General features: G+C 65.9%; 17 protein-coding genes. 11 read left to right on the top strand and 6 right to left on the bottom strand.

Annotated elements, in window-relative coordinates; translation table 11 throughout:
- Positions 1-22: 22 nt before the first annotated feature.
- From ABID37_RS07920 to ABID37_RS07940, 5 genes are all read right to left on the bottom strand, one after another.
- Positions 23-1,534, bottom strand: a complete 1,512-nt coding sequence (locus ABID37_RS07920; protein ID WP_354193713.1) for an NAD-dependent succinate-semialdehyde dehydrogenase — start codon at positions 1,532-1,534, stop codon at positions 23-25.
- Positions 1,535-1,563: 29 nt separating this feature from the next.
- Positions 1,564-2,874: an NAD(P)/FAD-dependent oxidoreductase gene (locus ABID37_RS07925; protein WP_354193714.1), complete on the bottom strand. Its 1,311-nt coding sequence runs from the start codon at positions 2,872-2,874 to the stop codon at positions 1,564-1,566.
- 13 nt (positions 2,875-2,887) lie between these two features.
- Positions 2,888-4,552, bottom strand: a complete 1,665-nt coding sequence (locus tag ABID37_RS07930) for a hydantoinase B/oxoprolinase family protein (RefSeq protein WP_354193715.1) — start codon at positions 4,550-4,552, stop codon at positions 2,888-2,890.
- A gap of 1 nt (position 4,553) precedes the next feature.
- Entirely contained in the window at positions 4,554-6,614 is a 2,061-nt protein-coding gene (locus ABID37_RS07935) for a hydantoinase/oxoprolinase family protein (RefSeq protein ID WP_354193716.1), read from the bottom strand.
- A gap of 93 nt (positions 6,615-6,707) precedes the next feature.
- Positions 6,708-8,297, bottom strand: coding sequence for an ABC transporter substrate-binding protein (locus ABID37_RS07940; RefSeq protein ID WP_354193717.1), 1,590 nt, complete (start codon positions 8,295-8,297; stop codon positions 6,708-6,710).
- A gap of 221 nt (positions 8,298-8,518) precedes the next feature.
- Here ABID37_RS07940 and ABID37_RS07945 point away from each other — a divergent pair, with 221 nt between their 5' ends.
- The 8 genes from ABID37_RS07945 (at position 8,519) to ABID37_RS07980 (ending at position 17,550) form a co-directional block, all read left to right on the top strand.
- Entirely contained in the window at positions 8,519-9,370 is an 852-nt protein-coding gene (locus ABID37_RS07945) for an IclR family transcriptional regulator (protein ID WP_354193718.1), read from the top strand.
- Between the two features lie 73 nt (positions 9,371-9,443).
- Positions 9,444-10,745: a glucoamylase family protein gene (locus tag ABID37_RS07950; RefSeq protein WP_354193876.1), complete on the top strand. Its 1,302-nt coding sequence runs from the start codon at positions 9,444-9,446 to the stop codon at positions 10,743-10,745.
- A 308-nt stretch (positions 10,746-11,053) separates the two neighbouring features.
- On the top strand, positions 11,054-12,109 hold the full coding sequence (locus ABID37_RS07955) for an ABC transporter permease (protein ID WP_354193719.1): 1,056 nt from the start codon (positions 11,054-11,056) through the stop codon (positions 12,107-12,109).
- Entirely contained in the window at positions 12,106-13,005 is a 900-nt protein-coding gene (locus ABID37_RS07960; RefSeq protein WP_354193720.1) for an ABC transporter permease, read from the top strand. Before ABID37_RS07955 ends, ABID37_RS07960 begins: the two co-directional genes overlap by 4 nt.
- Positions 13,006-13,045: 40 nt before the next feature.
- Complete coding sequence (locus tag ABID37_RS07965) at positions 13,046-14,056, top strand: BMP family protein (RefSeq protein WP_354193721.1); 1,011 nt, start codon at positions 13,046-13,048, stop codon at positions 14,054-14,056.
- Positions 14,057-14,070: 14 nt separating this feature from the next.
- Positions 14,071-15,642 (top strand): ABC transporter ATP-binding protein, encoded by a 1,572-nt coding sequence (locus ABID37_RS07970; protein WP_354193722.1) that lies wholly within the window; start codon positions 14,071-14,073, stop codon positions 15,640-15,642.
- 7 nt (positions 15,643-15,649) lie between these two features.
- Entirely contained in the window at positions 15,650-16,915 is a 1,266-nt protein-coding gene (locus ABID37_RS07975; protein ID WP_354193723.1) for an amidohydrolase family protein, read from the top strand.
- A gap of 137 nt (positions 16,916-17,052) precedes the next feature.
- A complete protein-coding gene (locus ABID37_RS07980) occupies positions 17,053-17,550 on the top strand; it encodes a DUF2165 family protein (protein ID WP_354193877.1) in 498 nt (165 codons plus the stop codon).
- Between the two features lie 23 nt (positions 17,551-17,573).
- On the opposite strand, the gene ABID37_RS07985 is transcribed toward ABID37_RS07980, so the two are convergent.
- On the bottom strand, positions 17,574-18,467 hold the full coding sequence (locus ABID37_RS07985) for a LysR family transcriptional regulator (protein ID WP_354193724.1): 894 nt from the start codon (positions 18,465-18,467) through the stop codon (positions 17,574-17,576).
- A 150-nt stretch (positions 18,468-18,617) separates the two neighbouring features.
- On the opposite strand from ABID37_RS07985, the gene ABID37_RS07990 reads away from it, so the two are divergent.
- The 3 genes from ABID37_RS07990 to ABID37_RS08000 are packed head-to-tail and all read left to right on the top strand — an operon-like array spanning position 18,618 to position 22,267.
- Positions 18,618-19,808 carry a urate hydroxylase PuuD gene (locus tag ABID37_RS07990; protein WP_354193725.1) on the top strand — a complete coding sequence of 397 codons (1,191 nt, stop codon included), beginning with the start codon at positions 18,618-18,620 and terminating at the stop codon, positions 19,806-19,808.
- A 22-nt stretch (positions 19,809-19,830) separates the two neighbouring features.
- Positions 19,831-20,760 carry a polysaccharide deacetylase family protein gene (locus ABID37_RS07995; protein ID WP_354193726.1) on the top strand — a complete coding sequence of 310 codons (930 nt, stop codon included), beginning with the start codon at positions 19,831-19,833 and terminating at the stop codon, positions 20,758-20,760.
- Positions 20,761-20,764: 4 nt separating this feature from the next.
- Positions 20,765-22,267 (top strand): leucyl aminopeptidase family protein, encoded by a 1,503-nt coding sequence (locus ABID37_RS08000; protein WP_354193727.1) that lies wholly within the window; start codon positions 20,765-20,767, stop codon positions 22,265-22,267.
- The last annotated feature ends 4 nt before the right edge of the window (positions 22,268-22,271 follow it).

The raw sequence follows: 22,271 nt of genomic DNA on the forward strand, positions 1-22,271 counted from the left end.
ACCGCGTCTCCGTTCCGGAAGCTCAGCCTCCCAGGCCGGCGAGGCAGATATACTTGACCTCCAGATAGTCCTCGACGCCGTATTTCGAGCCTTCGCGGCCGAGGCCGGATTCCTTTATGCCGCCGAAGGGTGCGACGTCGGTCGAGATGATGCCGGTGTTGACGCCGACGATCCCCGATTCCAGCGCCTCGGCGACCCGCCAGACGCGGCCGATGTCGCGTCCGTAGAAATAGGAGCACAGGCCGAAGGGGGTGGCGTTGGCCCGTGCGATCACCTCGGCCTCGTCCTCGAACGAGAACAGCGGCGCCACCGGGCCGAACGTCTCCTCCGAAGCGATCAGCATGTCGTCGCTCACACCGGTCAGCACCGTAGGTTCGAAGAAGGTGCCGCCCAGCGCATGCCGGCTGCCGCCGGCGGCCACCGCAGCGCCCTTGGCGCGGGCGTCGCCGAGATGCGTCTCCACCTTGCGCATCGCCGCCTCGTCGATCAGCGGCCCCTGGTCGACCTCGGGATCGGTGCCAGCGCCGACCCGCATCGCCTTGACCCGTACGGCTAGCCGCGCGGCAAAATCAGCGTAGATGCCGCTTTGTACATAGATACGGTTGGCACACACGCAGGTCTGGCCGGCATTGCGGAATTTCGAGGCGATCAGCCCCTCGACGGCGGCATCGAGATCGGCGTCGTCGAACACGATGAAGGGGGCGTTGCCGCCCAGCTCCAGCGAGACGCGCTTCACTGTGTCGGCGCATTGCCGCATCAGGATCTTGCCGACCGCGGTGGAGCCGGTGAACGAGACCTTGCGCACGATCGAATTGCCGGTGAGTTCGGCGCCGACCTCCTGCGGGCTGGACGAGGTGACGACGCTGAACAGGCCGGCAGGCAGGCCGGCGCGCTCCGCCAACACGGCGAGGGCCAGCGCCGAAAGCGGTGTCTGCTCGGCCGGCTTGACCACCATGGGGCTGCCTGCGGCCAGCGCGGCGCCGGCTTTGCGGGTGATCATGGCAGATGGGAAGTTCCACGGCGTGATGGCGGCGCTGACGCCGATCGGCTGCTTGATGACGACGATGCGCTGGTCGCCATGCGGGGCGGGAATGGTGTCGCCGTAGATGCGCTTGGCTTCCTCGGAAAACCATTCAAGAAATGACATCGCATAGTCGATCTCGCCGCGTGCCTCCTTCAGCGGCTTGCCCTGCTCGGCGGTGAGCAGGCGCGCGAGATCCTCGCGATGCGCCGCCATCAGATCGGCCCATTTCCTCAGGATCGCGGCACGCTGCTTGCCGGTGCTGGCCCGCCATTGCGGCCAGGCCGCGTTGGCCGCCTCGATCGCCCGGCGAACCTCGGCGCGACCGAGATCCGGCACCGTGGCGACGAGCGATCCGTCGGCCGGGTTGCGGATCTCGAAGCGGCGGCCGTCGTCGGCCTCCATCCAGTGACCGCCGACGAAGCAGCGGTCGCGCAGCAGCGCGGCATCCTCGAGGCCGAGTCCGGCGGCGGTCAGGTCGGGGGCGTTTGTTTCGGCGGTGGCGCTTTTCATGGCTTCCTCGAATGCGCTGGCGGTGCCGTTCAGGAGAACTGGTCCAGCATGCGATAACAGGTGATCATGGCGTGCACGCCAACCCGGTGGAAGGCGTGGAAGGGGATGGGGTGAAGCTCCGAAACCGGATAGGGCAGCACTTGCCGTTCCGCGCCCATGGAGGCGGCGGCGAGGATCTTGCCCATCATCGTTCCCATGCCGACGCCACGGCCGTTGCAGCCAAGCGCGGCGAACACGCCGGGGGCGAGCTGGTGCAGATGCGGGATCTGGTCGGTCGTCATGGCCACGCGTCCGGCCCAGCGATAGGGGAAAGCAGTGTCGCGCAGCGCCGGGAACAGCTTGCACGCCGCCTCGACCAGGGTGCGGGCATCGCTTTCGCTGGGCCGCGCCTTGAACGGCCCGCGCGAGCCGATGACGAAGCGGTGGTCGCGGTCCTTGCGGAAATACCACACCAGGCGGCGGGTATCGGCCATCGCCTCGACGACGGGCAGCACCTGCCGGCTCAGCTCCGGCGGCAGCGGCGGGGATGCGATCTGCATGGAATAGAGCGGCACCACGGATTCGCGCAGCCCCGGCCAGATGGGCGTGTTGTAGCCATTGGTGGCGATGATGACCCGCGCGGCGGTGACCGAGCCGTCGGCGGTGCTCACCCGCCAGCCCGATGCATCCGGCTCGATGGCCCGAACCAACGAATACGCAAGAATCCGGGCACCGATCGACGCGGCGGCGATCGCCATGCCGCGCGCATAGCTGAGCGGCTGCACCGTACCGCCGTTGCGGAACAGGACGCCCAGCGGGTAGAGGCCGGTGCCGGTCTGGCGCGCGAGTTCATCCCGCTCCAGAAGCTCGACCGGCGCGCCGCGTTGCTGCCACTGCCGGTGGCGCGACTTTACCTTGTCGATGCCGCTCGAACCATAGGCGGCCTGTATCCAGCCCGTCTGCCGCGGATCGCAGGCAATGTCGAAGCGGCGCACCAGGTCGAAGACCACGTCGGCCGTCTTCGAAACCATGTCCAGGACGGCCTCGCCCAGCTCCTCGCCATAGACCTTGGCGATGCCGTCGGGATCGTATTTGAAGGCGGGAATGACCTGCCCGCCATTGCGACCGGAGGCGCCGAAGCCCGGCTCGCGCGCGTCGAGCACGACCACGTCCTTGCCCTGCGCGGCAAGGTCGATGGCGGCGGAAAGACCCGTATAGCCGCTGCCGATGACGACGACTTCGGCTTTCTGCCGACCCGACAGCTTCGGATAGCGGGGCACGGCGATGGCCGTTTCGTGCCAGAGGGAGGTTTCGAAACTGTCTCTGGCGGGGTCCTCGAAGACCGGCGGGTTGAAGCTCAACGTCGTATCCTCGCTAGGCGTAACGTTCGGCCGCGTCGAGCGCGGCCAGCCCCGCGTCGCGGTTGGCTGCGATGCCCCAGCCGCCGCCGCCCGCGCTTTCGAGACGCACCACGTCTCCCGCGCTCAGCGGCAGGCCGATCTCCTTGGACGACAGTTTGCGGCCGCCGTCCTTGTCGGGGTTGAGGATGGCGCCGGCGGGACGGCCATGCTCGCCGCCTTCCGAGCCCCAGGGCGCCGTCCTGCCGTCGCCCTGCTGGAAGAACACGCTGACCATAAGATTGTCGGCAAGCAGTTCGTAGTCGCGGCGCATGGCGAGGCCGCCGCGATGGGTGCCGGCGCCGCCCGATCCCTCGATCAGCTCCGAGCGCCGGATGCGCACCGGGCTGGTGGTCTCGAAAACCTCGGCCGACAACACACCGCAATTGCCGCCATGGGTGTCGACGGCTTGCAAGCCGTCGCCCCGGGCGTGGCCGCCCATGCCGCCGCCGATGATGTCATGGACGATGAAGTAGCGGGCTTCCCCGTAGCGCTCGGCGGTCTGCGGACGGGTGTCGAACCCCCCGGCCCGGAAGGAGGGGAAGGAGATGTGGCAGCCTGCCGACGAGCGTTCGGGCACCAGATCGGCCAGCGCCTTGAGCACGACGTCGGCAACCGCCTGCTGGGCGTAGTGCCGGTTTCCGACCGCCGCCGGCCGGTGCGGGTTGAGGAAGCTGCCTGCCGGCACCTTGATCGCGATCGGCCGGTTGCAGCCGCCATTGCTCAACGTTTCCATGCCGATGACACAGCGAATGGCGTAGAGGGTCATCGAATAGGTCGAGGCGACCGGGCAGTTCAAGGCGTTGCGGCGCTGCATGTCCGTACCGGAGAAATCGACCTCGATCTCGTCGCCATGGATGGAGACGGTGACCGACAGCCGGATCGGCTCCTTGCTGGACACATCGTCCTCGATCCAGATTTCGGCGGATCGGGTGACGTCGGGTATCGCGGCGATCGCGTTGCGCATGAAGCGCTCGCCATAGTTGAGGCACTCGCCCACCAGGGCCTTGAAGCGCTCGACGCCATAGCGCTCCAGCAGCTTGGCGACGCGGCGCTCGCCGGTGCGGCAGCCGGCGATCTGGGCGCGGATGTCGCCGGTGCAGGCGCGCGGATTGCGCACGTTCGCGGCGATGAACCTGAAGGCCGTCTCGTTCTGGACACCCTCGCGCACCAGATGCATGGGCGGGAAGATCAGCCCCTCGGCGAAGACCTCGAGATTGTCGGGCGCGGTGGTGCTGGGCAGCTTGCCGCCGATATCGACATGGTGGGCCACCGTCGCGGCGATGGCGATGATCTCGTCGCCATGGAACACCGGGCTCAGCAGCACGATGTCGGGCGTGTGGGTGCAGCCCTTATAGGGGTCGTTGCAGACCAGCACGTCGCCGGGCCGCCAGGTCTCCAGCGGAATTTCCTTGACGATGCCCTGCAGCGCATAGGTCAGGATGCCGAGCTGGGCCGGGATGGTGTCGGCTTGCGCCAGCATTTCGCCATGCGGCGCGATCAGCGCACAGGAATAGTCCAGCATGTCCCAGATGATCGGGGAGAAGGCCGAGCGCCGCAGCGCTGCCGACATTTCCTCGGCGATGGCCGCCAACTGATACCGGAAGACGTCGCGGTCGATGATATCGGCAATTGCGGACATCTCAATTCTCCCCACTGACCGCTTTGATCCGCAGCACGCCGTTCAGGCCCACTTCGGCTTCCTGTCCGAGCAACACGAAAATTGTGGTGTCGGGCTGGTTGATGATGGCCGGGCCGGGCAGCCGGGTGCCCTCGCGCAGGCTGTCACGGCGGTGCACCGTGGCTTCGCGATAGCCGAGCTTGGGACCCAGATAGACGCTGCGCTTGCCGTTTTGCGCCGGGGCGGCGCTTGCCTCGGCCAGCGCGTTCTCAGTCTTCGGTTTCTGCACCTTGCCGATGCCTTCCAGCCTGAGGTTCACGACCTCGCATGGAATGGAGACGTCGGCGAAACCATAGGCCCTCTCATGTGCCTGGCTGAATTGCGCCGCCAGTTGCTCGACGTTCCAGCGGATGGTCCCGTCATCGTCCTCGAGCGGCAGGGTCAACTCATGCACCTGGCCGACATAGCGCATGTCGGCATAGTACCGGACCTGCCGGTCCTTCAGGGCAACGCCGTCACGGTCGAAAGCCTGCCGGGCCAGTTCGCGCATGCCGTCGGCGGCGTCGTTCAGGCCGCGCTCCTCGACGGTGTCGATTTGCGCCAGGAACGGAATCTGGAACGTGTAGCGGATGTCGCTCAAGAGAAGGCCGGAGGCCGAGAACACGCCGGGCCGGGCGGGGATGACGATGTCGCGCATCTCAAGGTCGGCCGCCAGGAAGGGTGCGAAGACCGATCCGGCGCCGCCGAAAGCAAGCAGCGAGAACTCGCGCAGGTCGTGGCCGCGTTCGACCGAGAGACTGCGGATGGCCTGCGCCATCTGCGCATTGGCGATGGTGACCATCGCATAGGCGGCATCCTCCACCGTGATCGACAGCCGGTCGGCGATCGCCGATCTGATGGCCTCCCGTGCCTTGTCGGGATCCAGCCGCATCTCGCCGCCGAGATATTCGTCGGCATCGAGCAGGCCGAGCACCAGTGCCGCGTCAGTCAGGGTCGGCAAGGTGCCGCCGCGCCCGTAGCAGGCGGGACCCGGCACCGACCCCGCCGAAGCCGGGCCGACACGGATGGCGCCGCCCAGGTCCACCGAGCCTATGGAGCCGCCGCCGGCCGAGATGGTGGGAATGTCGAGCGTCGTCAGCCGCAGCACCTCGCCGTTGATCAGGCGTTCATTGGCGGTCACGGCCGCACCGTCGGCAATCAGCGAGAAATCGGCCGAGGTGCCGCCCATGTCGAAGGTGATGATGTTGGGGATACCGTGCTCGCGGCTGATGGCGCAGCCGGCCACGACGCCACCCGCCGGCCCCGACAGCAGCATGGTGGCCGGGTTGTCGCGCGCCGCCTTGATGGTCGAGACGCCCCCGTCGCTGCGCATCAGCAGGACCGGCGCGTCCATGCCGATGGCGGGCAGGGCGGTCTCCAGCTTGCGGATGTACTCGTCCACGGCCGGGCCGACATAGGCCGCGGTGACCGTGGTGTTGGTGCGCGGATACTCCTCGATCTGCGGGTTGATGACCGAGCTGCGGTAGACCGGCAGGTCGGGTGCGCACTTGTGCAGGGCCTCTGCCAGCATGTCCTCATGGGCGGGGTCGAGATGGCTGAACAGGAGGCTAATCGCCACCGCTTCCGGCTTCAGCGCCAGTATCGCATCGGCGGCGCGGGCGGCCTCTTGTTCGGACAAAGGCACCACCGCCGCGCCGAAAGCATCCATGCGCTCGTCCACCTCGACCACGCGCGAGCGTGGCGCCAGCGGCGTGGTTCGCGTCTGCGTCAGCGAATAGGGCAGGCTGCGGCGCTGGGTGGCAATCTCCAGCACGTCGCGAAAGCCGCGGGTAACGGCCAGCACCACACGCGCGCCGCTGCGCGTCAGCCAGGCATTGGTGGCGATGGTAAAACCGTGCACGAAGATGTCGATGTCAGAAGGCTTCACGCCGGCGCGCGCGCTGAGCCGCAATATACCGCTGACGATGGCGTCGCTGGTGCCCGGCGTGGTGAGGACCTTGTCGGCATAGGTCCTGCCGCTGGCGCTGTCGGCAAGCACGACGTCCGTGAATGTGCCGCCGACATCTGCGGAAAGAGAAATCATTGTCAGCTCGCTCCGGGTCTTGGGATCGATGGTTCATAGGCCCCGCCGCCCATCGGGCGAGGCGGCAGGATCGTGCTGCGTCGTGGCTGTCCCTCAGGCGAGACGGATCTCGTCGAAGGGAGCGAGGGCGCCGAACACGCTCGCCGGCACGTTGGCGAGCTTCTTGTTGTACACGGTGGTGTAGATGCCCTCGTTCGTCCAGATGAAGGCCAGGTCCTCGCTGACGATCTTCTGGAACTGCGCATACATTTCCTTGCGCCGGGCCGGATCGTTTTCGATGGCCGCCTCGGCCAGCAGCTCATCCACCTTCGGGTTGGCATAGCCTTCGGTGTTGGTCCAGATCTGCTTCTTGATGTTGGACGACAGGAAGGAGCGGTTGACCCCGACCACCGGGTCCGACCAGTTCCAGGTGGAGTTCATGGTCATCTGGTAGTCCCACTGGCTGACCTTGCTCGACCAGTCGGCGAGGTCGGTGCTCTTGCGGATCTGCACGTCGATGCCGACCCGCCGAAGCTGCGACTTCAGGTAGTCGGCCACCAGTTGCATGCTGTCGGGCTCGAAGGTGGGCACGTCGAGGGTGAGCTGGATGCGGATGTCGCCGCTTGTACGGGCGAGCCCGGCCTCGTCCAGAAGCTGGTTGGCCTTGTCGAGATCGAAGGGATAGCGGGCGAGCGCATCGCCGGCGAAGTAGGCATTGCCGCTGTGGAGCGGGCCGTCGAGCGGCCGCGACAGGCCATTGTGCAGCGTGTTGGAGATGAATTCCTTGTCGATGGCGTGGGCGATTGCCTGGCGCACGCGGATGTCGTTGAAGGGAGCCTCGCGCAGGTTCAGTTCGAGATAGTTGACCGGCCCCAGCGCCTCGTAGCCCTTGTTGGTCACGACCAGGGATTCGTTCTCCGACAGCCGCTTCAGGTCGTTCACGCGCAGGAACGAGAAGGGCAGATAGTCGATGTCGCCCTTCTCCATGGACAGTGCCTTGGTCAGGGAATCCTCGATCAGCTTGAAGACCAGCCGGTCGAAATAGGGCGCCTCGGGACGGAAATAATCGGCATGGCGGTCGAGGATCACATGCTCGCCCTGGCGCCATTCCACGAATTTGTAGGGTCCCGACCCCACCGGCGCATTGTTGGCAGGGTTGGTCTGGATCGGCCCGCCGGCGCCGCCATAGACATGTTCGGGAAGGATGGGGGTGAGCGCCGGCGTCAACAGGCCGAACAGGCCGACGAACGGCTTCTTGACGCGGATCGAGACGGTGCGGTCGTCCAGCGCCTTTGCGCCTTCCAGGATCGCGCCGTAGGTGACCGACATCAGCGGATGCGAAGCCTTCACCGTCTCGATCGAGAACACCACGTCGCTGGCCTTGATCGGCCGCCCGTCATGGAAGACGGCGTTGTCGACCAGTTCGAACCGGTATTCCATGCCGTCCGTCGACACTTCCCAGCTCTTCGCCAGATAAGGCACCGGCGCGAAGGCGGCGTCGAGCTGCACCAGCCCGGCGAATATCTGCGTTCCGGGCACGCCGGTGGCGTTGCCGGGCTGGATCGCCGGGTTCAGCGTGCGCATGCTTTGGCTGCCGATCGTCAGCACCTTGTCGGCACCCTGGGCGCCGGCCGCTTTGGGCAGGGCGAGAACAGCGGCGAGGCTGGCGGCCTGCCCCAGAAAACTTCTCCGCGAACAGTACATTGTATCCTCCCTCATACTGTGCTTTTTCAGCTTATCTGTATCGCATAGCGATTTATCTAAATCGCATAATAGAATGGTTAGATCGTTGACAGCGCGATGTCAAGCTCGTTAGATGAATCGGAAGGGGCCGGGGAAACGGGTGCTTAGGAGGGAATTGTCCTGTCCTTTCAGCGCGACGGGACCGATCCTCCAGCCTGACCTGCGGCATTTTCGAGGATGACATGGATAGCAAGGTGATGTTGCAAGAAGAGGAGCCGGCGAACCGGCTCTATATCCAGTCGTTTGCCAAGGGACTGGCGGTCATCCTTGCCTTCGGACCCGGCCGGAGGGAAATGAACCTTCCGGAACTGGCGGCGGAGACCGGCATGAGCAAAAGTGCCGTGCAACGGTTCGCCTTTACCCTGGAGACACTGGGTTATCTTCGCAAGAATCCGGAAACGAAGCGCTATGCGCTGACGCCCAAGGTCATCGAACTCGGCTATCGCTATCTTCTGATCGATCCGGTTCTCGAACGCGCCAGTCCCTATCTGCTGGAACTCAACCGCAAATGCGGCGAGAACATCAACATTTCCGAGCCGGACGGCACGGACATGGTCTATGTCGGCCGCTTCCCCGGCTTCCATTACATGCCGGTCTACATGCCCATCGGCCGCCGCCTGCCGATGTTCTGCACATCCGCCGGCCGCGCCTATCTGGCGGCGCTGTCGCAGGACGAGGCCGCCGACATCATCGACCGCTCGTCGCTGGAGAAATTCACCCCGACCACGGTCACCGACCGGCAGGAACTGCTTGATCTGGTGGAGAAGGCCCGCCAGCAGGGATATGCCACGGCCAATGGCGAATACTACCAGGGCGATCTGGGCATAGGCATCGTCATCCGCGGCCACAATAGCGAACCGGTCGCCGTCATCAACATGTCAGCGCCGAGCAGCCGCTGGAGCCTCCAGCGGATGGAGGAGGAATTGGCGCCGCAGCTCCTTGAGGTTTCGCGCCTGATCTCCTCGGCTGCGCCGGAACCGCGCAAGGCCGCTCCGTTCAAGCGCGGCATCGAGGAAGTGCGGGCCCATCGCTGACCGGGCTGCTGATCGTGGCCGTCTATCCCATTCCGGCTGCGCATAGTCCGCCAAAGCCGCTATATGCATGGCCATGGACGCCATTGCCCGTGACATTGCCTTCGACACCCTCCTCGACGACATCCAGTTCCGGTCGTTCGCCTATTTCCTGGGCGCGACCAATGTAGGGAACGGCCTTGTCGCCGACAGTTCGCGGCCCGGTTCGCCGGCCAGCATCGCGGCCGTGGGGCTGGCGCTGAGCATCTGGCCGGTGGGCGTTGAGCGCAACTGGATGGCCCGTGCGGCGGCGGGCGCGCGAACGCTGACGGCCCTGCGCTTCCTGTGGCGGGCGCCGCAGGGGCCGGAACCGGACGCGAGCGGCTACAAGGGGTTCTTCTACCATTTCCTCGACATGGAAACCGGCCGGCGCGCCTGGAAGAGCGAGCTGTCAACCATCGACACCGCCCTTTTGATGGCCGGCGTGCTGGCGGCCGCGCGCTATTTCGACCGCGACGACGAGGCCGAAGCCGAAATCCGCAACCTTGCCGATGCACTCTACCGCCGCGTCGACTGGCGCTGGGCGCTGGATGGCGGCGCCACCGTCAGCCATGGCTGGCGGCCGGAACGCGGCTTCCTGCGCTATCGCTGGGAGGGCTATAACGAAGCGCTGATCCTCTACATTCTTGGCCTCGGCTCGCCCAGCTTTCCGCTGCCGCCGGAAAGCTATCGCGCATGGCTGTCGACACTGCGCTGGCGGCGCGTCTACGGGCAGGAGCTTCTCTATGCCGGGCCGCTTTTCGTGCACCAGCTTTCGCATCTGTGGATCGATTTTCGCGGCATAGCCGACGAATTCATGCGCGCGCGCCGCTTCGACTATTTCGAGAACAGCCGCGCCGCCGTCTACCTCCAGCGTGACTATGCGATCCGCAACCCGAAAGGTTTTAGGGGCTATCATGCAGAGGGCTGGGGCTTTTCCGCCGGCGACGGGCCGGGACCGTCGCGCCGGACCGTCGCCGGCGTCAGGCAGCGCTTCTACGGCTATGCCGCGCGCGGCGTGCCCTATGGGCCGGACGACGGCACGCTGTCGCCCTGGGCGGCTGTCGCCTCGCTGCCCTTCGCGCCGCAGATCGTGGAGCCGCTGGTGCGCCACTATCATCGTTCCGGGACCGGCGAGGGTGAGCGCTGCCGTTTCACCGCCAGCTTCAACCCGACATGGGCCGGCATGGACGATGCCGACCCCGGTTGGGTTTCGCCCGCCCTTGTCAGCGTGAATCAGGGGCCGGTGGTGCTGATGATCGAGAACCACCGCAGCGGTTTCCCGTGGCGGCTGATGCGCGAGGCGCCGGCCATCGTCGCCGGCCTGCGCCAGGCCGGCTTCACCGGCGGCTGGCTCTAGAACCTTTCATACCTCGCTCCAGCCACCCCCAGGGAGGCCCCCTGTTGCCACGGCGGCTGCGGCTCATGGCATGGAGAAACCGGCAATTGATGAGTCGATCAAAACTATAGTGTCAATTTTTTGGATTGTTTTATCAGTCGATTGGTTTTGTGATGCAGCCAACAAAGGGGTTCGGGCACGACTTGCAAAATCGGTGTCCACGATAATGAAAGCAGCGTAGCAGAAGATGCAATCGCCGTGGCCAGCCTTTCGGGTGGGCCTCGACGCGGTTCGTCGCCGGCGATGGTGCACCAGCCTGGAGGGTTCAGTTGAAGACGCCGCAAATCTCCATGCGTTTCGATGGCTTTCAGCTATTCAGCGACATAGGCATCTTCGTCCTGTCGCTGCTGGCGGCCATGCTGCTCGTGGCCGGCCTTGTCGAACTGATCGGCGGCGACGCGCTGGCGGCGCTTTCCGCCATGGTGGAGGGTGTGGTCGGCAGCCGGCAGGCGATCGTCGAGACGGTGATCGAGGCGACGCCGACGGCGCTGTGCGGGCTGGCCTTCCTCATTCCCTTCAAGGCCGGCTTCTTCAACATCGGCGCGCAGGGCCACCTGCAACTGGGCGCGCTCGCCGCGGTCTTCGTCACCACCACCTTCACCTTGCCGGCACCCCTGATGATCCCGCTGGCGCTGGTTGTGTCGGCGCTGGCCGGCATGCTGCTGATCGCACCGTCGCTGGTGCTCAAGGTCAAGCGCGGGGCCAATGAGGTGACGACGACGGTGATGCTGAATTTCGTCGCGATCGAGTTCGTGCTTGCCATGGTCACCGGCCCGATGCAGCAGCCGGACTCCTTCTTCGCCGAATCCAACCTGATCCCGGCCGACTATCGCCTGCCCGTCATGGTCGTGCATGTCGGCGTGTTCCTTGCCGTGGCGATCATCGTCGCGGCCGGCTGGATCCTGAAGCACACCGTTTTCGGCTTCCGCCTCGACGCTCTGGGCGGCAATCCGAGCGCGGCCGGGGCGCTCGGCATGCGCACCGGCGCCACGCTGGCCAAGGCGGTGCTGGTGGCCGGCGCCATCGGCGGCATTGCCGGGGGCATCCAGGCGCTTGGCGTGGTCTTCCAGGTAGCCGAGCACTGGGCCAAGCCGTGGGGCTTCCTCGGCATATTGGCGGCGCTCATGGGCCGCAACCCGGTCGGCGTGATCTTCGCGGCGCTGCTGCTGGCCGGCCTCGAGATCGGCGGCCGCAACATGCAGGCTATGACCGGCGTGCCGGCCGCGCTCGTCTTCCTGCTGCAATCGGTTCCGGTGCTGCTGCTGCTGGCCGTGCGCTCGACCCACTTCTTCAAGATGATGTCCTTGCCGGGAGCAAGCCGTTGATATTCGATCCCGAATTCCTTCTGTCCGCCCTGCGCATCGCCACCCCGCTTATGATCGTCGCCCTCGGCGTGCTGATCGCGGAACGCGCCGGCGTGCTGTTCCTGGGGGTCGAGGGCGTGATGCTGTGCGGTGCGCTGTTCGGCATACTGGGCGCGGTCTACACCGGCGACCCATGGATGGGCATGATGTGCGGGCTTGCCGCCGGCGTGGTCGCGGGTCTCGTCTCGGCCGCCCTCATCGTCTGGATACCCACCGATCAGGTGGTCATGGGGCTGGCGATGAACATCGCCGCGATCGGCGTCACCAGCTTCATCTTCCGCGTCACCGCCGACGATCTCCAGCAGATGAGCCCGACCATCGACTGGACCGTGCCCGCCTGGGCGACGGACAATGCAGTGGCCACCTTCCTGTTCTCCGTCCCGCCGCTGGCCTGGCTTGCGATCATCCTCTACGCGGTCGTCTGGTATGTGCTGTTCCACAGCGCGCCGGGCCTCTTGCTGCGCTCGGTGGGGCAGAGCGTCAAGGCTGCCAATTCGGCGGGTCTCAACGTGCCGTGGGTCCGCACCGTGGCGCTGGCGATCGCCGGCGGCCTGTCGGGGCTGGGGGGTGCCGCGCTGACCGTGGGCTGGGTGCGCTCCTTCTCCGACGACATCACCGCAGGCCGCGGCTTCATCGCGCTGGCGGCGGTGTATTTCGGGCGCTGGTATCCGCGCTGGACGCTGTTCGGCTGCCTGCTGTTCGGCATCGGCGAGGCGCTGGCCCTGCGCACCCAGGTGCTCGGCGGCAACCCGCATCTTTATCTGATGATCCCCTATGTGCTGACCGTCTGCGTGCTTGCATTCGCGGAAAGCGGCCGGGCGCCGCGCGAGGTCGGCAAACCCTATGAAGGGCGCTGAACGAAACGGCCCGATATCCATACAAAAAGGGAGAGAGAAGATGGGTACATTCCTGAAAAACATGGGCAAACGCCTCTGGCACATAGCTGCCGGACTGGTGCTTGCCGGCGCGCTGGCCGCCACGCCGGCGGCAGCGCAGGACAAGATCAAGGCAGCGGTCATCTTCGGCGTCAGCAACCCGGCTTCCGTCAACGGCTGGGACCGCGGCCACTACCAGGGCGTGCGTAAGCTGATCGACGGCTATGGCTGGGACGTGACCATCGCCGAGAACGTGCCGTTCCCGCTGATCGCCGGCACCGCCGAGAACTACGCCAAGGCCGGCTACCAGGTCGTGGTCTTCACCTCCAGCGGCCAGTACAAGGCCTGGGACCAGGTGGCGCCAAACTATCCCGACACCATCTTCGCCATGCTGTCCACGACCAGCACGCTGCCCGAGTCCCAGAACGTCGTCGCCTATGAGCCGGACTTCTTCGCCTATGGCATCATCAACGGCCTGATCGCGGCGCAGTCGACCCAAAGCAACAAGATCGCCGGTGTCGCCGGCCTGCCGGTCAAGGCGGTCGAGGACATGTTCAGCGGCATCATCGAGGGGGCAAAGGCTGCCAACCCGGACGTCGAATTCCTGCATGCCATTTCCGGTGACTGGACCAACATTCCCCGCGCCCGCGAGGTGACCGCATTGCAGATCCAGCGCGGCGCCGATGTCGTGCTCGGCAATGCCGGCGTGGGCACCCGCGGCATCCTCGACGCCTCGCAGAGCCGCAAGGCCAAGTTCATCGGCTATGCCACCGACTGGGCTGAGGATGCGCCCGACATCGTGCTGACCAGCGTCATCCTCGGCATAGACGGCTGGTACGACGCCCTGGCCAAGGATGTGGTGGCCGGCAAGGTCGAGCCGAAGATCCACACCTTCGGCGCGGAGACCTTCAAGGTCATGCCGCTGAACGACAAGCTGCTGAGCGCGGAACAGATCGCCAAGATCGAGGACAGCGTGCGCCGCTATCAGGCGGGCGAGACCACCGTGCCGGTCGTCCCGCACAAGTTCAAGTAGCAGGGGGCGCAACGATGAATGCAGCGATCGCCGGAAGCGAAGCGGTACGGCTGGAAGGCATCACCAAGGAGTTCGGCCCGCTCAAGGCACTGGACGACGTCAGCCTGACCCTCAGGTTCGGCGAGATCCATGCGCTGGTGGGAGAAAACGGTGCCGGCAAGTCCACGCTGATGAACGTGCTCTACGGCATTCTTCAGCCCACCTTCGGACGGATCCTGTTCGGGGGGGCGGATGTCACGCCCCACTGGACGACGCGGAAGGCGATCGCGCATCAGGTCGGAATGGTCCATCAGCACTTTTCGCTGGTGATGGAGCATTCGGTCCTCGACAACGTCATCATGCCCACCTTCCGGTGGACCGACCTGGCGCCCAAATGGAACGACTGCCGCAAGGCGCTGGGCGAACTGACGGAAAGGTTCGGCTTCGACCTGTCTCCCGACAAGCTGGTCGAGAAGCTCTCCGTCGGCCAGCGCCAGCAGGTCGAGATCCTCAAGATGCTCTATCAGGGCGCCAAGATCCTGATCCTCGACGAGCCGACGGCGGTGCTGACCCCGCAGCAGAGCGAGCGCCTACTCGCCATGCTGGTGCAATTGCGCGACCAGGGCTATGCGGTGGTCATCATCACCCACAAGCTCGAACATGCGCTCGAGCTTGCCGACCACATCACCGTGCTGCGCGGCGGCCGCCATATCGCCACCGTCGCCAAGGGCGAATCCAGCGTTGCCGAAATCGCGCGCATGATGGTGTCGCAAGAGGTCAAGGCCGCGCACCGGCCCAGCGCCGCCGCGCTCGGCAAGGTCGTGCTCGGCATGCGGGACGTCTCGCTCAACCCCGCCGGAGTGCCGCTGCTCGACGGCATCGACCTCGAAGTGCGCGAAGGCGAGATCCTCGGCGTCGCCGGTGTCGCCGGCAATGGCCAGTCGGAACTGGCCGACGTCATCATCGGCCTCAGGCAGGTGACCTCCGGCACCATCGGCATCTATGGCAAGGAACTGGGCAGCAGCTCGGTTGAACAGCGCCGCAGGAGCGGCATCGCCATCATCCCCGAGGATCGCCACACCCATGCGGTGGTAGGCGAGATGGACATCGCCTCCAACTTCATCCTCGGCCGCGAGGGTGCGCCGCAATTCTCGCGGCGCGGCGTGCTGAACCGCAAGGCCATCGCCGAATTCGCCCAGCGCTGCCTTGGAGAGTTCGACGTGCGGGCGCGCTCCGTGACCACGAAGATCGAATATCTTTCCGGCGGCAACCAGCAGAAGGTGGTCATCGGCCGCGAACTGTCGGCCGCGCCCAGGCTGATCATTGCCCATGAGCCGTCGCGCGGGCTGGATTTCGCCGCCACCGCCTATATCCGTCGCCGCCTCGTCGAGGCGGCCGAGGCCGGGGCGGGCGTCCTGCTCATCTCCAGCGATCTGGACGAGCTGATGGAACTGTCGACCAGCGTGGTGGTGCTTTACAGCGGCCGGATCGTTGGCAAGGTGAACGCCGGTGCCTATGATCCCGAGCATTTCGGGCTGCTCATGGCCGGTGCCCATGTGGCGGCCAGTACTGCGGCCGACGTCGATATCGGGGGTGCCGCGGCATGATGGACCCATGCATAAGGAACCGGAAGGGGCGGGGGCTGTGAGCGGTTCGCCTGCGCTGCTGCTGCGCAACGCCCGCATACCGGCCGGCGTGCGCGGCACCGACCCGGCCGAGATCCTGATCTCCGACGAAGGGCGCATCCTTGAGATCGATGTGAGCATCGGCGCTGCCGAAATCCCGTCCGCCGATCTCGACGGACGGCTGGTCACGCCCGGCTTCATCGACATGCACCAGCATCTCGACAAAAGCTTCACGCTCGCCGAGGCGCCCAATCCCGACGGCACGCTGATCGGCGCCATCGAGGCGTTCAGAGCCTATTCCAAGGGCCTGACCCGGCAGAATTTGCTGGCCCGCGCCCAGGCGACGCTGGACCGGTGCGTGGCCATGGGCACCACGGCCATCCGTACCCATGCCAATCTCGACTACGAGATGGAACTGCGCAGCGTCGAGGCGATGTGCGAGTTGCGCGCCGCCAGCAGCGACCGCATCCGCCTGCAGGTCGTGGCCTTCGCCACGTCGAGCGCCGCGCGCGGCGATCCCGAGACGGCGCGGGCCCTGCTCGAACGGGCCATCGCTGCGGGCGCCGACTGCATCGGCGGCACACCCAATCTGGCGCCCGACCCGAAGCGCTACATCGACATGCTGCTCGACGTGGCCGAAAAGCACGATCTTCCCGTCGATCTCCACATCGATGAGACGCTGAACCCGCAGGCGCGCTGGTTCGACTATCTGGTCGACTGCACGGCAAGGCGCGGCATGGGCGGCCGGGTCGTCGGCAGCCACGTGTCGTCGCTGTCGGCCTTTCCCGACGACGAGGCCCGGCGTTCAATCGAGGCGGCCGCCGCTGCCGGGGTCGCGGTGTGCACGCTGCCGGCCGCCAACCTGTTCCTGCAGGGCAGGGACCGGAACGGGCTGGTGCCGCGCGGGCTCACCCGCGTCAACGAATTGCTGGCCGCAGGCGTGCCGGTCGCCACGGCCTCGGACAACATTCAGGATGCGTTCGTGCCGGTCGGTTCCGGCGATCTTCTGGAGATGGCACGCTGGACGATCCTGTCCGCGCATCTGCTCGAGGACGCCGCCGGCCGCGCCTTCCGCATGATCACCGACACGCCCGCCGCCATCATGGGGCTGGAGCATGGCCTGCGCGTCGGCGCCCATGCCGATCTGGTCGCCAGCCGCTGCGAGAGCATCGAGCATCTGGTGGCCGGTGGCGCGAGCGAACGCGTGGTCCTGCACCGGGGACGGCTGGTCGCCGGCACGCTGGGCAAGTCCTGATCTTCATGGCGATCCCCCGGGGGCTACCGCACGCGGGGCGATCGTCGTAGATGTCAGCTACCCAGCGCTTCGAGCCAGCCAGGCCATGCACAACATCCCGGACCGTTTCCGGGACGGAAATGAAGGACGTTCAAACCATGCTCATCATGCGCGCTTCGAAGGTGGCTGCGGTCGCCGCCATCGCCTTCTTTGCAAGTCTGGTCGCTTTCGGCAACATCACCGACTACCAGACCAATTTCAATTTCGTCTTCCACGTGTTCGAGATGGACACGATCTTCCCCGACGCCACGATCAAGTACCGCGCCATCACCAACCCGGCGCTGCAGCATGCGGCCTATATGCTGATCATCGCCGCCGAGACCGCCACCGCCATCTTGTGCTGGATCGGCGCCGTCAGGCTGGCCCGGCGGCTGCGGGCCGACGCCGCGACCTTCAACCGCTCCAAGGGCGTTGCGGTGGCGGGCCTCACGCTCGGCTTCCTCGTCTGGCAGGTCGGCTTCATGTCGGTCGGCGGCGAATGGTTCGGCATGTGGATGTCGCAGCAATGGAACGGCGTGCCCGATGCCTTCCGCTTCTTCGTCACTATCCTTGCCGTTCTGATCTACCTGTCCCTGAAGGACGACGAACTCGCCTGACCGACAGGGCCGGCCCGCTGTGCTCAGGCGCGCGGGTCCGCCGTCAGGTGCTGGAAGAAGCTGCGCGCGGCCGGGCTCAGCGTGCGTTCGCGCAGCGTCAGCGCCACCACGGCGCGTGGCACCATCTGATCGGTGATCGGGCGCATGACGATGTTGGCCATCGGCGACAGGCCCTTCGATCCCGCCGGCAGGATGCCGATGCCGAGCCCCTCGTTGACCAGTGCCAGAAGCGTGGTCGAGAAGCGCACCGCGAACTGGCGCTTGGTGGTGACGCCGTTCACCTCCAGAAGCTCGTCGATGCGCCGCTGCAACGGGTTCTCCGGCGTCAGCGCGATGAACGGCCGGTTGTTGAAGTCCGTCCATGAGATGAACTTCTTATGCGCCAGCTTGTCGTCCGCCGGGCAGAACAGGGCGAGGTGGTCGACGAACAGCTCCTTCTCGTTGATCTCCTGCTCCAGGAAGCGGCTGGTGCCGACGCCGATGTCGGCTTCGCCGTTGATCAACAATTCGCGGATCTCGTCCTCCGACACGTCCCTGAGATCGATGCGGATGTCTGGGTGCTTGCGCATGAAGGAGGCGATGCGGCTGGGCAGATAGGTGGCAGCCAGCACGGTCGCCGATGCGACGGTGACGCGGCCGGATTTAAGCGTCGAGATGTCGACCATGGAATCGACCGCACCGTCGACGCGCTCCAGAATGTCCATGGCCAGCGGCAACAGCCGCTTGCCTGCCTCGGTGAGGCCGACGAAGCGCGTGTGGCGGTCGAACAGGATGACGCCAAGCTGGCCCTCCAGTTCCTTGATGAGGATGCTGACCGCTGACTGGGTGAGGTTGACCGTTTCCGCCGCCAGCCGGAAGCGCCCCGATTCCGCCACGGCGACGAAGGTGCGAAGCTGTTTCAGGGTGATGTTGACCATGGTCTCCTCCCTCCGCGAAGCGGCTTAGCGTGTTTCGAGATTTTTATCAATCGATGGGATTTTTGAATTTGCATCATCGGTGGCCAATTCGGATAGTGCCACCATCCCCTTCCGGTTTCGGCGGGCGTCCAGACATTCAAGGACAGGATAATGGAAGCGTATATTGCCGAATGGTTGCATCTCGGTCTGCGGTGGCTGCATGTCATCACCGCCATTACCTGGGTTGGTTCATCCTTTTATTTCAATCGTATAGACCGCTCCTTCCGACCGCCGGTGCCGCCCGTAGACCGTGTCAGCGGCCAGCTCTGGTCGATCCATGGCGGCGCCATCTACAACTACAGCCGCTATCCCGTCGGACCGGGCTACGTGCCCGAAAAGCTGAAATGGTCGAAGTGGGAATCCCTGAGCACTTGGGTCTCGGGCGCATGCCTGCTGGCCGTCGTCTACTGGTGGGGCGCCAGCATCAATCTGGTGTCGGGCCGCCCCGGCGGGCTCGATCCGGTTTCGGCCGTGTTCGCCTCGATCACCACGATCATCGCCGGCTGGGTGATCTATGACGTGCTGTGCCGCTCCATCCCCAGCGACAAGGTGCTGTCGGTGGTGATCGCGCTGTTCATCTCCGTCTCCATCTGGGCCTTCACCCACATCTTCAGCGGCAAGGCGGCCTACCTGCATGCCGGCATCGTCATGGCGACGATCATGGCCGGCAATGTCTGGTTCGTCATCCTGCCCGGCCAGAAGAAGATGCTGAAGGCCATGCAGGACGGCAGCATCGACAAGTTCGACGTCGGGGCCGATGCCAAGCGGCGCAATTACCACAACAACTATCTCACGCTGCCGGTGGTGTTCGCCATGATCGCCGCCCACTTCCCGATTACCTACGGCAACGCCTATGGCTGGCTCGGCTTCATCCTCATCAGCGGGGCGGGGGTCGCGATCCGCCACTTCTTCAACACCATGCATGCCGGCAATGCCCAGCCGCGCTGGATCGGCGCCGGCGCTGTGCTGGCGCTCGCCGCGATGGTGCTTTTGGCACCGCGCGATCTGCTCAGCGCAAACGGCGGCGCCCAGGCCGCTGCGGTGGATGTCGGCCGCGTGACCTCGATCATCGACATGCGCTGCGCCGCCTGCCATGCCGCCAAGCCAACCATGGAGGGGTTCGAGGAACCGCCGAAGGGCGTGGTGATCGATACCATCGAGAGAGCCGCGACCCACGCCCAGCAGATCAGGCAGGTGGCGATTTCCACCGACGTGATGCCGCCGGCCAACATGACCGAGATGACCGACGAGGAGCGTAAGCTGCTCGCCGACTGGATCGCCGCCGGCGCTCCCACCCATTGATGCAAGAGGCAGGAGACGCACCATGATAGATCATCCGTCGAATGCCGGTCCGCAACGGGATTTCGTCGGCTATGGCGAGAGCCCGCCGCATCCCCGCTGGCCGGGCGAGGCGCGCATCGCCGTCAATTTCGCGCTGAACATCGAGGAAGGCTCCGAATACTCGCCGCTCGACGGGGATCCCAAGACCGACACCGCGCTGACCGAAGGCGAGGGCATGGACACCGGCATTGGCGGGCGCGACCTTGCCGCCGAATCCATGTACGAATATGGCAGCCGCGTCGGTGTGTGGCGCATCACGCGCCTGTTCGAGGAGCGCAAGCTCCCCTTCACCGCCTTCGCCTGCGCGGTGGCGCTGGAGCGTCATGAAGGACTGGCCGCCCGGCTGCGCGAGAACGGTGCCGACATCTGCTGCCACGGCCACCGCTGGGAAAAGCACTGGCTGCTGAGCCGCGAGGAAGAGCGCAACCATATCCGCCTCGCCGTCGAAAGCCTGAAGCGCACGGTCGGCCGCGCGCCCGAGGGCTGGTGCTGCCGCTATGGGCCGAGCGTCAACACCCGCGAATTGCTGGTGGAGGAAGGAATCTCCTACGATTCAGATGCTTATAACGATGAGCTCCCCTATTGGGCGAAAGTCGGCGAACGCCTCCAACTAATCGTGCCCTATTCGCTGGTCACCAACGATTGCAAGCTGGTTCCGCGCGGCATCCAGACCGCCGACGAGTTCTTCGCCCTGCTGGCGGATGCCTTCGACCAGCTCTACGAGGAAGGCGAGACCGCACCGAAGCTGCTCAATATCGGCCTGCATCCGCGCATGGTGGGGCATCCGGGCCGCGCCCGGGGGCTGGCCCGCTTCCTCGACCATATCCGCAAGCATGAGCGCGTATGGGTGGCACGGCGCGCCGACATCGCCGCGCATTGGCGCAGACATTTTCCGCCGGAATTCAACGGTTAGAACCATGAACCTGCCCGGTCTTCCTTGTGTCCGGCCGCTGTCCGGACTGCCTTCCGCGCGCCCGGTCCTCGCCTTTGCGAGCGCCGGACAGGACGCGGCCTTCGGACTTGCCTGGCTGGACGAGGCGGTGCGGCGGCTGCGCGCCGCCGGCCTTGCGAGCGCCGGGGCGGGGCCAGTGCCGGCGACCGTCGCCGGCGATGGCGGGGAGCATCCGCTTGTGGTCGCCGGGCTGGGAGATGCCGATGTGCAGATTTTGCGTCAGCGCGCGGCGGAAGCCGTCGCCCTGATGCGGGCGCATGGCCATGCGGCCTGCACCATCGTCCTGCCCGCCCTCGATGGATCCGCTGCACAGGCGATCGCGGAAGGGGTGTTCTCGGCCAACCACCGGTTCCGCTCGGCAGGCTCGGCCCGTGACGTGCGCCCGCACATCGAGGACATCGACTTCGCCGCAACAGATCCCGATGGTCCGGTTGCGGACGGGCTGCGCGCCGGCTGGCTGACCAGCCTGGCAGCACTTTCGGCGCGTGACCTCGCCACCGAACCGGCCAACATCCTGACCCCGCCCGTTTTCGTCGAACTCTGCCGGGTGCTCGCGGAAAAAGCCGGCTTCGGCCTCACGGTCATGGGACGTAAGGAACTGGAAGCCGCCGGCATGGCCGGTCTCATGACGGTCGCCGCCGGCAGCCGCCACGCACCGTTCCTGATCCGCATGGACTGGCATCCGGCCGGCATGGCCGGTGCGGCGAAGCCGCTGGTGCTGGTCGGCAAGACGGTGACCTTCGACAGCGGCGGCATTTCGCTGAAGAAGGCAGAGGACATGGACCACATGAAGGCCGACATGGGCGGCGGGGCGGCGGTGTTCGGCGCCATGGCCATGATCGCTGAATTGCAGCCACGCTTTCCCGTCACGGCCGTCTTCGCCGTGGTCGAGAACATGCCCGGTCCCGACGCCATGCGCCCCAGCGACGTGATCCGCATGGCCAGCGGGACCACGGTCGAGATCATCAACACCGACGCCGAGGGACGGCTGATCCTGGCCGATGCGCTGCACTATGCCGCCGGGTTGCAGCCGGCTGCCGTCATCGACCTTGCCACGCTCACCGGAGCCTCGCTCGGCATCTTCGGGCCGCTCGGCATCGGCACCTTCGCCAATGACGACCGCTGGTTCGGCCGGCTGGAACAGGCCGACCGACAGGCGGGCGAAAAGGTTTGGCGGCTGCCGCTATGGCCTGAGTACCGAACCTTCCTGAAAAGCCCGGTCGCCGACCTGCGCAACTTCTCCACCACCGGGCAGAACGGCAGCACGCCGGTGGCGGCCGCCTTCCTCTCCCATTTCGTGGGCGAGCATCCCTGGCTGCATCTCGACCTCTACAACACCTGCTGGAACCGGCAGGACGGCGCGCTGATGCCGCAAGGACCGACAGGCAGCGGTTCGCGGGTTCTCGCCCAGCTCATCCTCGACCTCGAAGCCGAGGCGGTCTCCCAACAACCAAATCCGGAATCGTAACCAC

Origin of the sequence: Aquamicrobium terrae (assembly GCF_040545735.1) — a bacterium.
Lineage (GTDB): Bacteria > Pseudomonadota > Alphaproteobacteria > Rhizobiales > Rhizobiaceae > Mesorhizobium > Mesorhizobium terrae_A.

Excerpts from the sequence above, each read along its gene's own strand:
- ABID37_RS07995 (WP_354193726.1), top strand. The coding sequence starts at position 19,831 with ATGATAGATCATCCGTCGAATGCCGGTCCGCAACGGGATTTCGTCGGC.
- ABID37_RS07985 (WP_354193724.1), bottom strand. The coding sequence starts at position 18,467 with ATGGTCAACATCACCCTGAAACAGCTTCGCACCTTCGTCGCCGTGGCG.
- ABID37_RS07935 (WP_354193716.1), bottom strand. The coding sequence starts at position 6,614 with ATGATTTCTCTTTCCGCAGATGTCGGCGGCACATTCACGGACGTCGTG.
- ABID37_RS07920 (WP_354193713.1), bottom strand. The coding sequence starts at position 1,534 with ATGAAAAGCGCCACCGCCGAAACAAACGCCCCCGACCTGACCGCCGCC.
- ABID37_RS07965 (WP_354193721.1), top strand. The coding sequence starts at position 13,046 with ATGGGTACATTCCTGAAAAACATGGGCAAACGCCTCTGGCACATAGCT.
- ABID37_RS07975 (WP_354193723.1), top strand. The coding sequence starts at position 15,650 with ATGCATAAGGAACCGGAAGGGGCGGGGGCTGTGAGCGGTTCGCCTGCG.
- ABID37_RS07990 (WP_354193725.1), top strand. The coding sequence starts at position 18,618 with ATGGAAGCGTATATTGCCGAATGGTTGCATCTCGGTCTGCGGTGGCTG.
- ABID37_RS07950 (WP_354193876.1), top strand. The coding sequence starts at position 9,444 with ATGGACGCCATTGCCCGTGACATTGCCTTCGACACCCTCCTCGACGAC.
- ABID37_RS07970 (WP_354193722.1), top strand. The coding sequence starts at position 14,071 with ATGAATGCAGCGATCGCCGGAAGCGAAGCGGTACGGCTGGAAGGCATC.
- ABID37_RS07940 (WP_354193717.1), bottom strand. The coding sequence starts at position 8,297 with ATGTACTGTTCGCGGAGAAGTTTTCTGGGGCAGGCCGCCAGCCTCGCC.
- ABID37_RS08000 (WP_354193727.1), top strand. The coding sequence starts at position 20,765 with ATGAACCTGCCCGGTCTTCCTTGTGTCCGGCCGCTGTCCGGACTGCCT.
- ABID37_RS07980 (WP_354193877.1), top strand. The coding sequence starts at position 17,053 with ATGCTCATCATGCGCGCTTCGAAGGTGGCTGCGGTCGCCGCCATCGCC.
- ABID37_RS07930 (WP_354193715.1), bottom strand. The coding sequence starts at position 4,552 with ATGTCCGCAATTGCCGATATCATCGACCGCGACGTCTTCCGGTATCAG.
- ABID37_RS07945 (WP_354193718.1), top strand. The coding sequence starts at position 8,519 with ATGGATAGCAAGGTGATGTTGCAAGAAGAGGAGCCGGCGAACCGGCTC.